Here is a 15,592-nt window from a genome sequence, read left to right on the forward strand (position 1 = left end):
GTTAATTTCCAGCGAATATCGAGCACATTTCAACCTGAGTATGCCAAAGTTTGAAGTATGAGTTATGGAAATGTGCACTCTGAGGCTACAAATCGATCGAATAGCTTTGGCGCAACGATACTAATCGTTGAAGACGAACCTGCCATTGCAACAGCGATCGCGCAGCGTCTGACCTCCGAAGGCTGGCGCACCGAAGTTGCCCGAGACGGCCTAAGCGGAGTTGAAGCCGCAGCTCGAATACAACCAGACGCAGTCGTGCTTGACGTCATGCTCCCAGGAATTGACGGTCTTGAAGTCTGCCGACGCATACAAGCAGAAAACCCACTACCTGTTCTCATGCTAACCGCGCGAGACGATGAAACAGATATGCTCATCGGGCTTGGGGTTGGCGCTGACGACTACATGACTAAACCGTTTTCAATGCGTGAACTAGTCGCACGCTTGAAAGCTCTGTTACGTCGCGTTGATCGTGCAGCGCAAGCCTCGTCAGGAAATCCTGCCGAAGCACTTATCACCGTTGGAGACGTCGTTATTGATCGCGCTCAACGCCGGGTTCACCGGGGTGAAGATGAGGTTCATCTGACACCAACTGAATTCGAATTGCTTGTCATGCTCGCAAGCTCACCAAAAACTGTCCAAACTCGCGAACACTTACTTGCTGAAGTGTGGGATTGGGTAGACGCAAGTGGTACTCGAACAGTGGACTCACACATCAAAGCGTTGCGACGTAAGTTGGGTGCAGACTTGATTCGCACCGTGCACGGTGTCGGTTACGCGTTTGAGCCTCCTGCGCAATGACCTCTTCTGATTCTTCACGCACCGCTCGTCTAGCAGCGAACATCCCTGATGTTCGCCCGCTAGACGGTATTCGCTCGCTGAAGGTTAAGCTATCGCTTGTCGTGCTTGTTTCGGTCACTATTGCCGTTGTCATCACGTGGTGGGGGCTACAAAAGGAGTTAGGGCCGACACGGTCTTTTCCTTTAGCAATTATCATTTCGCTCGCTTTCACCTTGATCATTGCGAGAGGCATGACATCTCCACTGAGGCAAATGACGGCTGCTGTGCAAGCCATGTCTGAAGGAGACTATTCACAGCGCGTACGGGCGACGAGTCGTGACGAGGTTGGCCAGCTCGCGGTTGCGTTCAACTCGATGTCAGAAGAAATTGCTTCTGCTGATCAGATTCGTCGTGACGTCATAGCAAACGTTTCGCATGAGTTACGCACACCTGTGGCTGCTTTGCATGCCCAGTTGGAGAACCTTGTCGATGGCGTTATTGAGCCAACTCCGGCGACACTAAACACTGCGCTTGTCCAAACGGAACGGCTGTCACGTTTAGTGTCTTATCTTCTTGATTTATCGCGTATCGAAGCTGGGGCAGCTGAATTAAAAATCTCTGAAATCGATGTTCTTGATTTCCTTGATGACGCTGTCGGGTCGCTCACGATGCTTGACGCCGGCAAAAACATTGAATTTGTTGTCGACGTGTATCCAGAAGATTTGACGTTACATTCTGATCCAGAGCGCCTCCGGCAAATCGTCACGAATCTTGTGCAGAACTCTATTCGCCACTCGCCTTATGGCGGAACAGTTTATGTAACAGCACGTGCTGAAGATGACGAAATCGTGTTGGAATTCCTTGATGAAGGTCCTGGTATTCAGAAAGAAGACCGAGAAAAGATATTCCAACGTTTTGCGCGTGGGGGGCCTAATTCGACCACCGTTAATCATCCAACTTCTGGTGGTACGGGGATCGGTCTTGCTATTGTCCGGTGGGCTGTTGACCTTCATGGCGGAACGGTTCAAGCGTTGGATTCGCTTCATGGAGCGCGTATTCAGGTTCGGTTGCCTAGCGCACCGCATGTACATCAACGCGATGAAGAAAATAAGTTAACCTAACAAAAACAATTGTTATAGTCCTTGTAGAACACTAGACTGTGGGCATGGACACCACCAGCGAGATTAAGTTCTCTCACCTCACTAAACAGTTCGGTGCCCTGACAGCTGTCAACGATTTATCGTTCACTGTCAGGCCCGGACGTGTCACCGGATTCTTAGGGCCAAACGGCAGCGGAAAAACAACCACCCTGCGCATGCTCCTCGGGCTCACCAACCCCACCTCTGGAACAGCCACCTTTGGCGACACGCATTACACCAAGTTCACGCACCCCAGCACCGTCGTCGGCGCAGCACTTGAAGCTTCCAGCTTCCACCCTGGCAGAACCGCACAAAACCACCTACGAGTGTATGCACCCATCGCTGGAGTAGACGACGCCCGCGTCAATGAAGTCCTCGACCTTGTGGGATTAACCCATGCCGCAAAACAGCGCGTAGGCGGGTTTTCTATGGGTATGCGGCAACGTTTAGCGCTTGCGGCTGCGTTACTTGCAGACCCGAAATACCTCATTCTTGACGAGCCGGCAAACGGCCTTGACCCGCAAGGAATCCGATGGCTGCGAGAGTTTTTACGCTACTTAGCCAGCCAAGGAAAAACCATCTTAGTATCAAGCCACATCTTGTCTGAAGTACAACAAAGCGTGGATGACGTCGTCATTATTTCCCAAGGAAAACTACGACATGCATCTCCAATTGCTGAATTATCAACACTTTCAACAACACGTGTACGACTCGTATCTCCTGACGTTGAAAAAGTACGCGACATAGTTGCCACCAACAACTGGAACAGTGAAACCGATGAAACAGCAACATACATTTCTGGCCTAAGCACTGCAGAAGTTGGAACCACTGCGTTCAAAGCCGGTATAGAAGTACACGAGCTGACAGACCTCACCGAATCCCTTGAAGAGGCATTCTTGCGTTTAACCGCTCCAGAAAACGGCACAACACAGGTGGAGGTAGCACGATGAAAGCTACACTCGTCAGCGAATACCGCAAATTTGTTTCTACCCGCATGTGGTGGATTTTGCTCATCATCATGGTCGTGTACATGGGAGCGACGGCCGCAGGCATGGCCTTCATGTTTACCGTTGATGCAGGCGATACTGGGCAAGATGCAATGGCACTTGACCCCGCAACAGCACCATCAATTGTGTACACAACATCGGTATCTTTTGGGTATGTATTCCCAGCTTTAATCGGTGTTTTGTCTTTCACCGGAGAATTTAGACATAAAACAATCACCCCAACATTGCTGGCTGTACCTAAACGTGGTCGCATCTTGTGGGCAAAAATGTGTGCGGCCATTCCTATGGGCGTGTTCTATGGGCTAGGTGGAACCTTTGGCTGTGTTGCGCTGGGAGGGCTCGTACTTTCCGTGGGTGGCGTCGATCCGCAATTAGGTTCCGCCGACACGTGGGAAATAATTGGGCGCTCGGTCTTGTCAACGACCATCTGGCTGATCGTGGGTGTTGCACTCGGCTCCATAATCACCAACCAGGTTGCTGCGATCGTTACCCTGATCGTGTTCACTCAGTTCATCGAACCAATTGCCCGCATTGCTCTTCCTGCTGCCCCTGGCGGAGACGCAATCGCTCAATATCTACCTGGCGGCGCAGGTGACGCTATTGCCGGCGGATCCTTCTATGCGCTTTCGTCATCAACCGAATTGTTGCCGCTGTGGGCTGCTATTGCCGTTCTCCTCGGTTACGCTGTGCTGTTTGCCGCCATCGGGCGCGTAACCACGCTAAAACGCGACATTAGCTAATGTGCTGGCTTGGGATCAATCACTTGCTAGGTTGATCCCAAGCTTGTTCTTTTTTTGCGCTGTTTTGCTCACCTCAACAGCGCTCATATCGTGAGGTGAGACACGCACACACGCAGGCGCCACGTTTCACTCAAGGCGAACATCAAAAGTTTGTACGCAAAGGTGACCGCCGATCAAACAAATCCATACTTCCACAACGCCAACCCAACGCGCCTTTTACTTAGCCCACGCACCACTATTGCCAAGGCTTTACCCACACCCGTCGAGGCGCACACTCCTACACACAACCCCACTCTGACATTAGTCACTATGTGCACACGCATAGGCCTTTAGGCCCTAACCTTAGAGGGATAGCCGTCACATTTTGACGGGTAATCTAAGTGAAAGTGGGCGATCCCTAAGTGTCCTCCAATGCTGAGTCAAAGTCGATCGGCACTGCAGGTGCGGTGTTTGGCGCAAACGAATGGCTCGTGGACGAGTTATACGACCAATTCCTCACCGACAAGAACCTTGTTGACCCTGCCTGGTGGGAATTCTTTGAAGACTACAAACCTTCCATAGACTCACCCACAAGCGAACCGCAGCCAACCACCCCAGCAACACCTTCGTCTGCACCAGAACCCACTTCACACAGCAGCGTTTCCACGAACGCTCAAGTCACACCACAAGACACTCCTCCTGCATCAAAGGCTCCTCGCGTGACTACCACAGACCCTGCACCAGCACCGGCACCATCTGCTCCCACTGTTGGTGAACAAGCCGCCCTCGAAGCGGCAGCCTCCGAACGACCTGTAGCAACCGCACAACCTGCTACCGCACCTTATGCTGCAGAAGGCAAACGTAAAACTGCACAAGAAATAGACGACGTTCCAGACAACGTCGAAAAACTACGCGGCCCAGCAGCACGCCTCATCAAAAACATGGAAGCCAGCCTGGAAGTTCCAACCGCTACCTCTGTGCGTGCAATCCCAGCAAAGTTGATGGTCGACAACCGTATCGTCATCAACAACCACCTCGTCCGCACCCGAGGCGGCAAAGTCTCATTCACGCACATCATCGGGTACGCCCTTGTCGAAGCATTAGCTGAAATGCCGGCAATGAACGCAGGCTACCTCGAACTAGATGGCAAGCCATCCATGGTCTCCCCCGCTCACGTCAACCTCGGGCTGGCCATCGACATTCAAAAACCAGACGGTTCGCGTCAGCTCCTCGTGCCTGCCATCAAAAACGCAGACACCATGGACTTCGCACAGTTCGTAGCCGCTTACGAAGACGTTGTACGCCGCGCACGCGGAGGCAAACTCGAAGTATCAGACTTCCAAAGCGTGACTGTCTCCCTAACAAACCCCGGAACCATCGGCACCGTACACTCAGTACCACGACTCATGAAGGGACAAGGCGCCATCATCGGTGTTGGCGCTATGGACTACCCTGCAGAGTTCGCCGGTGCGTCAACGGAACAACTCTCAAAAATGGGTGTATCGAAGGTCCTCACCCTGACCTCAACATACGATCACCGCATTATCCAAGGTGCACAGTCCGGAGACTTCCTGCGCATCATCAATAACAAACTCCTCGGGCTCGACGAGTTCTACGACCGCATCTTTGCTGCGCTACGCATTCCATACGAGCCAATCCGGTGGGTACGCGACAACACAATCGACGCCGATGCTGAAGCAGAAAAGCCTGCCCGCATCGCAGAACTTATCCACGCATACAGGTCCCGCGGACACTTCATGGCGGAAACCGACCCACTCGCCTACCGCCAACGCAAACACCAAGACCTTGACGTACAAACCCACGGCCTAACCTTGTGGGACCTCGACCGGGTATTCCCAACACGAGGGTTCGGCGGAAAACCAAAATCAACACTCCGCGACATCCTCGGACTCCTGCGCGACGCTTACTGCCGCACCATCGGTGTGGAATACATGCACATCGCAGACCGTGCACAACGCACCTGGCTACAAAAACGCCTCGAATCAAACTACGAGCGCACACCACGCGACGAACAACTACGCATCTTGCGCCTGCTCAACTCTGCCGAAGCATTCGAGACCTTCCTACAAACCAAATTCGTAGGACAAAAACGCTTCTCGCTAGAAGGCGGCGAATCCGTTATTCCACTCCTCGACGAGATCCTCACAGGAGCAGCAGAAGGCGGACTCGACGAAGTATCCATCGGAATGGCGCACCGCGGCCGACTCAACGTCCTGGCAAACATTGCAGGCAAGAGCTACGGACAAATCTTTGCCGAGTTCGAAGGAAACCTAGACCCACGCACATACCAAGGCTCCGGCGACGTCAAATACCACCTCGGCACTGAAGGCCAGTTCACCGCAGAAAGCGGTGCCACCACCAAAGTGTCACTCGCGGCAAACCCATCACACCTTGAGGCTGTCGACCCAGTACTTGAAGGAATCGTCCGCGCTAAGCAAGACCGAATCGACCTTGGTGGAGACGGCTTCTCCGTCCTGCCTATCCTGATTCACGGTGACGCAGCATTCGCCGGCCAAGGCGTCGTCATGGAGACGCTCAACCTTGCCCAACTGCGCGGATACCGCACCGGTGGAACCATCCACATCATCATCAACAACCAAGTCGGCTTCACCACCGGCCCATCCAACTCACGATCAACCCACTACGCAACAGACGTTGCCAAGGGCTACCAAGTCCCAATCTTCCACGTGAATGGTGATGACCCTGAGGCTGTCGTACGAGTCGCTCGTCTTGCCTTCGCCTACCGTGAAGAATTCAACCAAGACGTCATCATCGACATGGTCTGCTACCGCCGCCGCGGACACAACGAAGGTGACGACCCTTCGATGACCCAACCACTGATGTACAACCTGATCGAAAAGAAACGATCCGTACGTAAGCTGTACACAGAAACGTTGGTTGCCCGAGGCGATATTTCTGTTGAAGAAGCTGAAGTTGTGTTGCAGGACTATCACACCCAGCTAGAACGAGCCTTCACAGAAACCCGTGACGGCGGCTTCCTGCCTCCAGCACACACCGAACAAGTAGCTGGTCTAGAACGACCAGAATCACAGCGCGAAGACGCTGGAACCATGGTTGGTTGGCAAACCGCGGTACACCAATCCGTCCTCAACCGAATCGGAGACGCACACCTTGTCTCCCCAGCAGGCTTCACCGTGCACCCCAAACTGCAGCAGTTGCTTGAGCGACGCAGCCGTATGGTCACAGAAGGCGGTATCGACTGGGGTTATGCAGAAATACTTGCATTCGGTTCCTTACTGATGGAAGGAACACCGATCCGTCTTGCCGGCCAAGACTCACGTCGTGGCACGTTCGTGCAACGTCACGCTGTCCTGCACGACCGCAACACCGGCGCAGAGTGGACACCGCTGCTATACCTCTCAGCAGATCAAGCAAAGTTCTGGGTATACGACTCGTCGCTGTCTGAATATGCGTGCCTTGGCTTCGAATACGGCTACTCTGTAGAGCGTCCAGATGCTCTCGTCCTGTGGGAAGCCCAATTCGGTGACTTCGTCAACGGCGCACAAACCGTCATCGACGAATTCATCTCGTCTGCGGAACAAAAATGGTCCCAACACTCTTCAGTAGTCATGCTCCTTCCGCATGGTTTCGAAGGCCAAGGACCAGACCACTCCTCTGCGCGTGTTGAACGTTTCTTGCAGCTGTGTGCAGAAAACAATATGACGATCGCACACCCAAGTTCTCCAGCGAACTACTTCCACTTGTTGCGTCGTCAGGCGTATGCCCGCCCACGGCGTCCACTCGTTGTGATGACGCCTAAATCGATGCTTCGTCTACGTGCGGCTGCCTCCACACCTGAAGAATTTACCCAAGGCACGTTCCGAGAAGTTATTGGTGACTCAGCAGCTGCTGCCCGCCAAGCACAAGGAACCAACGTTGATCGAGTTCTCTTGTGCTCAGGAAAGGTGTACTACGACATTCTTGCCCAAGCAGAAAAAGAGCAGGCCGACAACGTCGCAATTATTCGTCTCGAGCAGCTTTACCCTCTAGCTACTGACCAGATTCGTGATGCCCTCGCTCCATTCGGTGATGCACACGTCGCGTGGGTGCAAGACGAACCAGAAAACCAAGGAGCATGGCCATTCCTCGCCCTGCATCTACCTCAAGACCTCGGTCGGGAGATTGAAGTCATTGCACGGCCTGCCTCCGCTTCTCCGGCAGTCGGGACAGCTAAACTGCACAAGCAGGAGCAAACCAGTCTGATCGAACGGGCCCTAGCCCGTTAGGTATATAGCGGTTCGCTTTTTCAAACAGAAAAAGCAGTCGTGCTAATGCTGTATCAAGCCGGGTGCTGCAGGATAACCAGCAGCACCCGGCTTGTACGCTTGTTGTGAAGGAGTTCATGTGTCCATATCAGAACTTCGCCTATGCGCAGTTGGTGATGAACTAGTTGCTGGCGTAGGCGATCCCCGTGCTTTAGGTTGGCTAGGACGGGTAGTTGCGCGAACTCGTACCCAAAGCACAACTGTTGTTATGCCACTAGCTGTTCCTTCAGAAACCACTACTGGACTATCCGCACGCTGGGAAAACGAATTTAATCTCCGCACTGCGCCCAATAGTCACACCGACCATCGGCTCATCATCGGGTTAGGGCATTCAGATATTTCTGCTGATCTGTCTGTAGCGCGTTCTCGTCTCAACCTCGCAAACATTCTTGATGTTGCAGATGAACGACGCATCCCCACCCTCGTGGTTGGGCCACCACCAACTATTCCAAGTTTAGCCCCGGCTATCGGTGAATTGTCTGCCGCTTTTGCAGATGTTGCCCAGCGTCGTCGTGTACCGTACGTCGATACTTTTTCTCCACTTGTCGATCATGAACAGTGGAACGCTGATCTTGCGGCAAGCAATGGCCCCTACCCTGGGCAAGCAGGATATGGGCTCATGGCTTGGCTTGTCTTACATACCGGCTGGCACACGTGGTTAGGGCTACCAGAAGACGAATAAGTCGCCCAGACTATTACGCAATAACCCCTGCGGCACGCAATTCAATTGTGAGGTCTTGAGGGTTCGTTGCGATTGCGCACGCATCCGTGTACGACACAGTTCCATCGCGTACTAGATCAAACAAGTGTTGGTCGAAGGTTTGCATCTTGTAATACTCGCCTTCAGCGATCAAATCAGTAAGCGGTGGGTTATCAAGTGGCGCGATAATGGCTTCTGCCGTACGGCCCGTATTCACCATAACTTCTGCAACCGCACAGCGTTGCGTGGCATCAGCTCGTCGCACTAGTCGTTGTGAAATAATTCCACGCAACGTTTGCGCAAGAGCCATTCTTATTTGCTGTTGTTCATGTGCTGGGAAGAAATCAATGATGCGGTTGATTGTTTCTTCTGCGTCGAGGGTGTGCAACGTGGAAAACACGAGGTGTCCTGTTTCTCCTGCTTGCAGAGCGGCCCGCACAGTCTCTGCGTCACGCATCTCGCCAACAAGAATGACATCTGGGTCTTGACGCATCGCTGCACGTAACGCAGTGTTGAAGTCCAAGGTGTCATGACGCACTTCACGCTGAGAAATAAGCGCTTTTTTATCGGAGTGCAGCACTTCAATGGGGTCTTCGATGGTCACAATGTTGACTTCTTTATGTGTATTGACGAGGTCAACCATTGATGCGAGTGTCGTTGTTTTTCCAGCACCTGTTGGGCCGGTAACAAGCACGAGACCACGCGGTTCCATAGCGAGTTCACCAATAACTTTCGGTAAACCAAGCTGCTCTAATGTTTGGGCGCCTTCCGATACTCGTCGAAAGACCATCGCCACGGTGCCCCGCGTTTGGTATGCATTCACGCGGAATCGTCCGACCCCATCAAGCTGGTATGCAAAGTCTGCTTCGTGTTTTTTCCCAAATTCTGGCAAAAGATCTGGCGGTAACACTTCAGAGAGCATATCTAGTGTGTCTTCTTCAGTTAATTGCGGCACTTGCAGCCTACGTAATCGACCTTCTACACGTATGCGGGGCACAGAACCCGTTTTTACGTGCAGGTCTGATCCTGCTGAAGAGACAAGCGCATGAAGCATGGGGATAACCGACTGACGAGAATTCACATCTGTTGTATCGGAGTTTGGTGTACCAAACTTAAACCGTGTACAAGATGTGATGTGAACCCATGCATTTCACCGCGAGCGCAGTTTTGTGGAAAAATAGATGAGCATGTCTTAATTAGAGGAGATCACCATGAGCAAGCGCGGACGTAAGCGTCGCAGCCGTGCCGGCAAGGCCGCAAACCACGGTAAGCGTCCAAACGCATAATGTGTTTGAGATAAAGGTGTGGGGTTAGACAAAGTAATTGTCTAACCCCACACCTTTATCTGTAGGTGGTTTATGCGCCTCGTTGCAGAAATTGAGCTCGTATTTTGTCACGTAGGTGAGCGGGTGCTTGTTCTGCACATGAGCGTTTCAGTGCTTTACGGATGAGTTCGTCGATGTCGAGTTCGGCAAGGCATGGAGAACATTTGGCGACGTGTGCGCGCATCCGTGTAGCGTCTTCTTCCGTCATTTCGGAGTCGAGGTACTCGTAAATGTGATCGGCTACGTTTTTACAGTCTTCTGTGTCTAAGAGGCTGTCTACAGGATCATTGGTGTCTTCTTGTGTGTGCTCGATCATTGTGTGCCTTCTACCGTGGCAGTGGTGGGTGGGGTTGGTGTTTGTGGTGCGGTAGTGAAGCCGCGGGCTGCAGCGTAGTCGCGCAGAATTTCTCGTAGTTGTGCGCGTCCTCGATGTAGTCGCGACATGACAGTGCCAACTGGGCTGCCCATAATTTCGGCGATTTCTTTGTAGGGGAAGCCTTCAACGTCTGCGAGGTATACGGCGATGCGGCGATCTTCTGGAAGTTCTTGCAGCGCGTGTTTTATGTCGGTGTCGGCGAGTCGTTCTAGGGCTTCTGCTTCAGCGGATTTTAGTCCGGTTGAGGTGTGAGAGGCTGCTCTAGCGATCTGCCAGTCTTCTATATCTTCAGCGTGGGATTGCTGTGGTTCTCGCTGTTTTTTGCGATACGAGTTTATGTACGTGTTTGTGAGGATGCGGTACAGCCAGGCTTTGAGGTTTGTGTCTGGACGGTACTGGTGAAATGCAGCGAACGCTTTCGCGAAGGTTTCTTGTAGTAGGTCTTCAGCGTCTTGTGGGTTGCGGGTCATGCGCAGTGCTGCTGAATACATGTGGTCTAAGTACGTTAGGGCGTCTCGTTCAAACCGTTCGATTCGTTGTGCGTTGGTTTCTGCGTGTGGGACGCGCATCGAGTCGTCGGTGGAGGCTGCTTCACTCCAGGCGGGGTCGTTAGTGGACATCACTTTAGAGCCTATGTTGTTGTATGCGTCGTTGACTAGTCGACGCGTCTTGATGGAGGTCGACTGTTTTTCTACTACAGAGCAAGTCACGGTATGTCTAACGCGTTTGTGTCTTGTTTTATTTCATTGTTGTCTCATACGTTTTGGATTTTGTAGTGCAATAACCCTGCTGAATATCTGGGTGGAGGTTATTGTGGAGTCAGTACGTGTGTGCGTGTATGGGGCTGAAAGGCCTTGTGGGCGCCCTGTCTTAGGGTTGGAGATCGTGTATGTTGCTGCGTCGCATAGCTCGTCCTTTGGTGGCTAGCTGGTTTGTTTATGATGGCTTTCAGGCTGTGCGTCATCCTCAGGAGCATGTAGAGCTTGCTCGTTCACCTATTAATGCTGTGTTGGAGCGCGCGGATAAGCCTGCTGTTAGTGACGCTAAGTTGAAGCGCGTTGTGCAAGCTCACGGTGTGGCGACTGTCCTTTTGGGTTTTTCTCTTGCGTTGAGTAAATCTCCGCGTACGGCTGGTGTCCTTCTTGCGTTAAGCACTGCGCCTTCGGCGGTGTTGCGCGCTCCTGTGGCTAAGGCTGAGGTGTCGCGTAGCGAACGGTTGGGGCCGTTTGTTGCCAAGCTGGGTGCTGTTGGTGCGGCTTTGCTGATTGCTGGGGACACAGCAGGTAAACCGTCTATGTCGTGGCGTGTTTCTCAGGCTCGTGCAGAACGCGCACAACGCCGCGTTGCGGACGAACAGTCCTAATGCCAGAGACGCCAGCGTTCACAATATGGAAGTTCGTTAGACTGGGTGCATGACTTCATCTGTTAACACTGCACACGATCTGTGGTTGGCTCCTACCCCGCATTCTGGTGTCACGCTTGACGCTACAGTGCGTGTTCCTGGGTCTAAATCTTTAACTAACAGATATTTAGTTCTTGCTGCGCTGGCAGACGGCCCTAGTGTTGTGCGGGGAACGTTGAAGTCCCGAGATTCCGATCTCATGATTGCTGCGTTACAGCAGTTAGGTGCGGTAATCGTGCCAGGCTCCGAGGTAGGCGAATACCATGTTTCGCCTATCCCTCAGGGGTATAACGTTGGCGACATCACTCTTGACTGTGGGCTAGCTGGCACTGTTATGCGTTTTATTCCTGCAGTTGCTGCGCTTGTTACCGGTCGAATAACCATTGATGGTGACGAGGGTGCCCGCATACGCCCTATGAAACCCATTATTGAAGGTCTGCAGCGACTCGGTGTTGATATTGAAGACACTTCCGACGGCTTTTTGCCTTTTACAGTTCATGCCACTGGTGCGGTACTGGGCGGACAGGTCGATGTTGATGCTTCTGGTTCCAGCCAGTTCGTCTCTGGCCTACTGTTGGCTGCATCTCGGTTCACAGATGGCGTGTCCTTGACTCATCAAGGTGATTCTTTGCCGTCGCTACCACACATTGATATGACGGTTGAAGTGCTCCGTGAGGCGCAGGTTCAGGTCACACAGCCGTCCACCACCTCATGGGTGGTTGCTGCCGGCCCGATCAGTGCACAAGACGTTCAGATTGAACCTGACCTGTCGAATGCGACACCGTTCATGGCTGCTGCTCTCGTTCTTGGAGGGACCGTCCGCATCCCCGCTTGGCCAGCCAAAACAACACAACCGGGTGCGTTAGCTCCAGAGATTTTCGCCCGCATGGGTGCTACCGTCACGTACGACGAATCTGTGCTGTCCATTCAAGGAACCGGACATATTAAAGGTTTGGGCACGCTCGATCTTTCTGCCGCAGGCGAGCTCGCACCAACTTTTGCAGCGTTGTGTGCCCTTGCCGACGCGCCGACCGTTATCACGGGAATAGCGCATCTTCGCGGCCACGAAACAGATCGCCTTGCCGCATTAAGCCAAGAAATAAATCGTTTAGGTGGGCAGTGTGTAGAAACCCCTGACGGACTCAACATCACACCGGTTCCGCTACAAGGCGGCGTATTCCACACCTACCATGACCACCGTATGGCTACTGCAGGTGCAATCATTGGATTACGGACACCGGACGTGTTCGTCGAAAATATTGCAACAACAGGAAAAACCCTGCCCGGGTTTGATGCCATGTGGAATGCAATGCTAGAACAGCACACAGCGTAAAACGCAGCGAAACATAGGATTTATGGCACGCACAACCATTGACGAATCAGACTTCACTTCGAGACCAGGAAAACGAGGTTCTCGCCCGAGGTCAAAGAATCGTCCCGAACACAAAGACGCAATACCGGGCTTTGTTACCGGTGTTGATCGGGGACGCTACACCGTCTTGGTTGATGAAAATGGACCAGATGAACGCTACATAACGGCGATGAAAGCCCGCGAACTCACCCGCGACCGGATTGTGTGCGGGGATCGCGTGGACATGGTCGGTGATGTAAGTGGAGCAGATGGTTCACTCGCCCGCATCGTACGCATCACAGAACGCACAACAGTGCTGCGACGGACAGCAGACGACACAGACCCATACGAACGCATTATCGTCGCAAACGCACACCAACTAGTCATTGTTACGGCTCTTGCTAACCCTGAACCTCGCACTCGGATGATCGACCGGTGCGTAGTTGCCGCCTATGACGCTGGCATGGATGTCATTTTGTGCCTCACAAAAGCAGACCTGGCCTCCCCCACAACCCTGCGCGAACTCTACGAACCTGTTGGGGTAACAGTGCTCGTAACACAACGTGACGATGACGAATCAATTACCCCGCTAGATGCCATTCAGCAGGCACTGGCTGGGAAAGTCTCCGTGTTCGTCGGACATTCAGGGGTCGGGAAATCAACTCTCGTCAATGCGCTTGTGCCCGACGCCGATAGAGCCACGGGGAAAGTCAATGACGTGACCGGTCGCGGCCGACACACGTCAACTTCTGCTGTCGCTTTACGGCTACCAGCGCATGCCTCACGGGAAGGCGACGCAGCACAAGCAGGATGGGTCATTGACACTCCTGGAGTGCGCTCGTTTGGGCTCGCCCACATCGATGTAGAACGCGTTTTGGATGCGTTCGAAGATTTAAGTCTCATCATCGAAGACTGTCCCCGCGGCTGCACGCACCTCGATGAAGCGCCAGACTGTGCTTTAGATGAGTGGGCGCACAATGCGCATAGTGGAAACATTGACGAAGACGCACAAACACTCACCTCTCGCATTCGCCGCATTGAGTCGCTGCGTCGCCTCTTGTCGGCGCGAACAGAATAACCTTTCTCGCCCATATGGGGAGTTATCCCTAATTTTGCGATTCTCGTACGGCGGGCCACTCCCGCACGTTGGAGCAAGCCGCGATATGTTTAGGCCATGAATCCATCGGCATACGACGACGACCTTCGACTTGCGCTGATCTTGGCTGACCAAGTTGATAGCGTCACCATGTCACGCTTCAAGGCCCTCGACCTCAAAGTCGAGTCGAAGCCTGACACCACACCTGTATCTGACGCGGACAAAACCGTTGAAGAGATCATTCGGGGGCAACTGTCACGCATGCGTTCCCGGGATGCGATTGTTGGTGAGGAGTTTGGTTCGTCTGGACATTCTTCACGCCGGTGGATTATCGACCCCATTGATGGCACCAAAAACTTTGTGCGAGGTGTTCCCGTCTGGGCAACGCTTATCGCTCTGGCGGAAGGCGACGAGGTGGTTGTTGGTGTCGTGAGCGCACCTGCGCTCAACCGCCGCTGGTGGGCAGCAAAAGGAACTGGAGCGTGGACTGGCCGTTCGCTCGCGAGTGCTACCCGCCTCTCCGTATCACAGGTTTCGACACTTGAAGATGCCTCTATCAGCTATTCGTCGTTGTCGGGGTGGGAACAATTAGGGCTGAGAGAAGAATTCCTCAACCTTACCGACGATGTGTGGCGCACCCGCGCCTACGGAGATTTTTGGTCTTACATGCTGGTTGCCGAGGGCGCTGTGGATGCGGCGATGGAACCAGAGTTGGAACTCTATGACATGGCTGCATTGGTTCCTATTGTTACCGAGGCTGGCGGCACGTTCACCTCAGTTGACGGGAAAGCCACCGGCCCGTGGGGGCCGAACGCTATCGCCTCAAATGGGATTCTGCACGACGAGATTGTGGCCCGCTTCAATAGCTGAGTGCGCGCTTAGTTCTTTGTAATTAAGCCGATTTCAGACGAGTCGTACCACAACAAGTCACGTTCAGCGAGGCGCGCAAGAGCGTCGTCTTTTCCTTCAAACACGCCTTGGATGTCGTCTGCCGCTTCGGGCTCATCAATGTGTATGCACACGATGCTGACACCTGCGAGCGCTGTTGCAATATCGACTGCAGACACGGACGTTTCGGCTGCTGCTGGCACGTGTTCTACCGCGTTGTCAGGGACGTCTACGGAGAGTACGACGCGCTGCCATGGTACGTCTGGACGCTGCGCGATCAACATCAAAGAGTCGTCTGCCGCTGCAAGATGCGCGCCATATTCGACTTCTTCTAGATCTGTTATGCCTTCTGCCTCATATTCTGCGATGAGTGCTGGCGTGGCAGCATGAGCCCGACGAGGTTCCAGATCAATAACAGATCCTTGTACTGAGTCGAGTTCATCAAGCGTGGCAGGAACATAAAGTCGCATGACATAAGTGTGCCACCTCGCCAGCATTTTATTCT

General features: G+C 53.2%; 15 protein-coding genes. 11 read left to right on the forward strand and 4 right to left on the reverse strand.

From position 1 onward, the window contains the following. Nucleotides 1-57: 57 nt before the first annotated feature. The 6 genes from ACR9EC_RS05865 to ACR9EC_RS05890 all read left to right on the forward strand — a co-directional run bounded on the left by ACR9EC_RS05865 (nt 58) and on the right by ACR9EC_RS05890 (nt 8,631). The gene (locus tag ACR9EC_RS05865) at nt 58-798 is read left to right on the forward strand and encodes a response regulator transcription factor (RefSeq protein ID WP_435300551.1); all 741 of its coding nucleotides are present in this window, start codon (nt 58-60) and stop codon (nt 796-798) included. Further along, nucleotides 795-1,898 (forward strand): sensor histidine kinase, encoded by a 1,104-nt coding sequence (locus ACR9EC_RS05870; RefSeq protein ID WP_435300552.1) that lies wholly within the window; start codon nt 795-797, stop codon nt 1,896-1,898. The genes ACR9EC_RS05865 and ACR9EC_RS05870 overlap by 4 nt, the downstream gene beginning before the upstream one ends. A 44-nt stretch (nt 1,899-1,942) precedes the next feature. Next, on the forward strand, nt 1,943-2,866 hold the full coding sequence (locus tag ACR9EC_RS05875; protein WP_435300553.1) for an ATP-binding cassette domain-containing protein: 924 nt from the start codon (nt 1,943-1,945) through the stop codon (nt 2,864-2,866). After that, a complete protein-coding gene (locus ACR9EC_RS05880) occupies nt 2,863-3,663 on the forward strand; it encodes an ABC transporter permease (protein ID WP_435300554.1) in 801 nt (266 codons plus the stop codon). Before ACR9EC_RS05875 ends, ACR9EC_RS05880 begins: the two co-directional genes overlap by 4 nt. 401 nt (nt 3,664-4,064) lie before the next feature. Beyond that, the gene (locus tag ACR9EC_RS05885) at nt 4,065-7,910 is read left to right on the forward strand and encodes a multifunctional oxoglutarate decarboxylase/oxoglutarate dehydrogenase thiamine pyrophosphate-binding subunit/dihydrolipoyllysine-residue succinyltransferase subunit (protein ID WP_435300555.1); all 3,846 of its coding nucleotides are present in this window, start codon (nt 4,065-4,067) and stop codon (nt 7,908-7,910) included. A 118-nt stretch (nt 7,911-8,028) separates the two neighbouring features. Next, nucleotides 8,029-8,631 (forward strand): GDSL-type esterase/lipase family protein, encoded by a 603-nt coding sequence (locus ACR9EC_RS05890; protein ID WP_435300556.1) that lies wholly within the window; start codon nt 8,029-8,031, stop codon nt 8,629-8,631. 13 nt (nt 8,632-8,644) lie between these two features. Here the strand turns inward: ACR9EC_RS05890 and ACR9EC_RS05895 are convergent, their stop codons facing one another. Further along, nucleotides 8,645-9,730: a type IV pilus twitching motility protein PilT gene (locus ACR9EC_RS05895; RefSeq protein ID WP_435300557.1), complete on the reverse strand. Its 1,086-nt coding sequence runs from the start codon at nt 9,728-9,730 to the stop codon at nt 8,645-8,647. 130 nt (nt 9,731-9,860) lie between these two features. Here ACR9EC_RS05895 and ACR9EC_RS05900 point away from each other — a divergent pair, with 130 nt between their 5' ends. Then, the gene (locus ACR9EC_RS05900; RefSeq protein WP_404810762.1) at nt 9,861-9,935 is read left to right on the forward strand and encodes a 50S ribosomal protein bL37; all 75 of its coding nucleotides are present in this window, start codon (nt 9,861-9,863) and stop codon (nt 9,933-9,935) included. 70 nt (nt 9,936-10,005) lie between these two features. Here ACR9EC_RS05900 and rsrA read toward each other — a convergent pair whose 3' ends face one another. Both rsrA and ACR9EC_RS05910 read right to left on the reverse strand, forming a co-directional pair. Then, a complete protein-coding gene (rsrA, locus tag ACR9EC_RS05905) occupies nt 10,006-10,290 on the reverse strand; it encodes a mycothiol system anti-sigma-R factor (RefSeq protein ID WP_435300558.1) in 285 nt (94 codons plus the stop codon). Then, nucleotides 10,287-10,970: a sigma-70 family RNA polymerase sigma factor gene (locus ACR9EC_RS05910; RefSeq protein WP_435300559.1), complete on the reverse strand. Its 684-nt coding sequence runs from the start codon at nt 10,968-10,970 to the stop codon at nt 10,287-10,289. The genes rsrA and ACR9EC_RS05910 overlap by 4 nt, the downstream gene beginning before the upstream one ends. A gap of 269 nt (nt 10,971-11,239) precedes the next feature. Here ACR9EC_RS05910 and ACR9EC_RS05915 point away from each other — a divergent pair, with 269 nt between their 5' ends. The 4 genes from ACR9EC_RS05915 to hisN all read left to right on the forward strand — a co-directional run bounded on the left by ACR9EC_RS05915 (nt 11,240) and on the right by hisN (nt 15,069). Further along, the gene (locus ACR9EC_RS05915; protein WP_435300560.1) at nt 11,240-11,713 is read left to right on the forward strand and encodes a DoxX family membrane protein; all 474 of its coding nucleotides are present in this window, start codon (nt 11,240-11,242) and stop codon (nt 11,711-11,713) included. 49 nt (nt 11,714-11,762) lie between these two features. Next, the gene (gene aroA, locus ACR9EC_RS05920) at nt 11,763-13,085 is read left to right on the forward strand and encodes a 3-phosphoshikimate 1-carboxyvinyltransferase (RefSeq protein ID WP_435300561.1); all 1,323 of its coding nucleotides are present in this window, start codon (nt 11,763-11,765) and stop codon (nt 13,083-13,085) included. 22 nt (nt 13,086-13,107) lie between these two features. Beyond that, nucleotides 13,108-14,181, forward strand: coding sequence for a ribosome small subunit-dependent GTPase A (rsgA, locus tag ACR9EC_RS05925; RefSeq protein WP_435300562.1), 1,074 nt, complete (start codon nt 13,108-13,110; stop codon nt 14,179-14,181). Nucleotides 14,182-14,277: 96 nt separating this feature from the next. Beyond that, complete coding sequence (gene hisN / locus ACR9EC_RS05930; RefSeq protein WP_435300563.1) at nt 14,278-15,069, forward strand: histidinol-phosphatase; 792 nt, start codon at nt 14,278-14,280, stop codon at nt 15,067-15,069. A gap of 8 nt (nt 15,070-15,077) precedes the next feature. On the opposite strand, the gene ACR9EC_RS05935 is transcribed toward hisN, so the two are convergent. Continuing rightward, nucleotides 15,078-15,557, reverse strand: a complete 480-nt coding sequence (locus tag ACR9EC_RS05935) for a DUF6912 family protein (RefSeq protein ID WP_435300564.1) — start codon at nt 15,555-15,557, stop codon at nt 15,078-15,080. Nucleotides 15,558-15,592 lie beyond the last annotated feature (35 nt).

Source organism: Timonella sp. A28 (genome assembly GCF_051200815.1).
In the GTDB taxonomy this organism is placed as follows: Bacteria; Actinomycetota; Actinomycetes; order Actinomycetales; family Cellulomonadaceae; genus Timonella.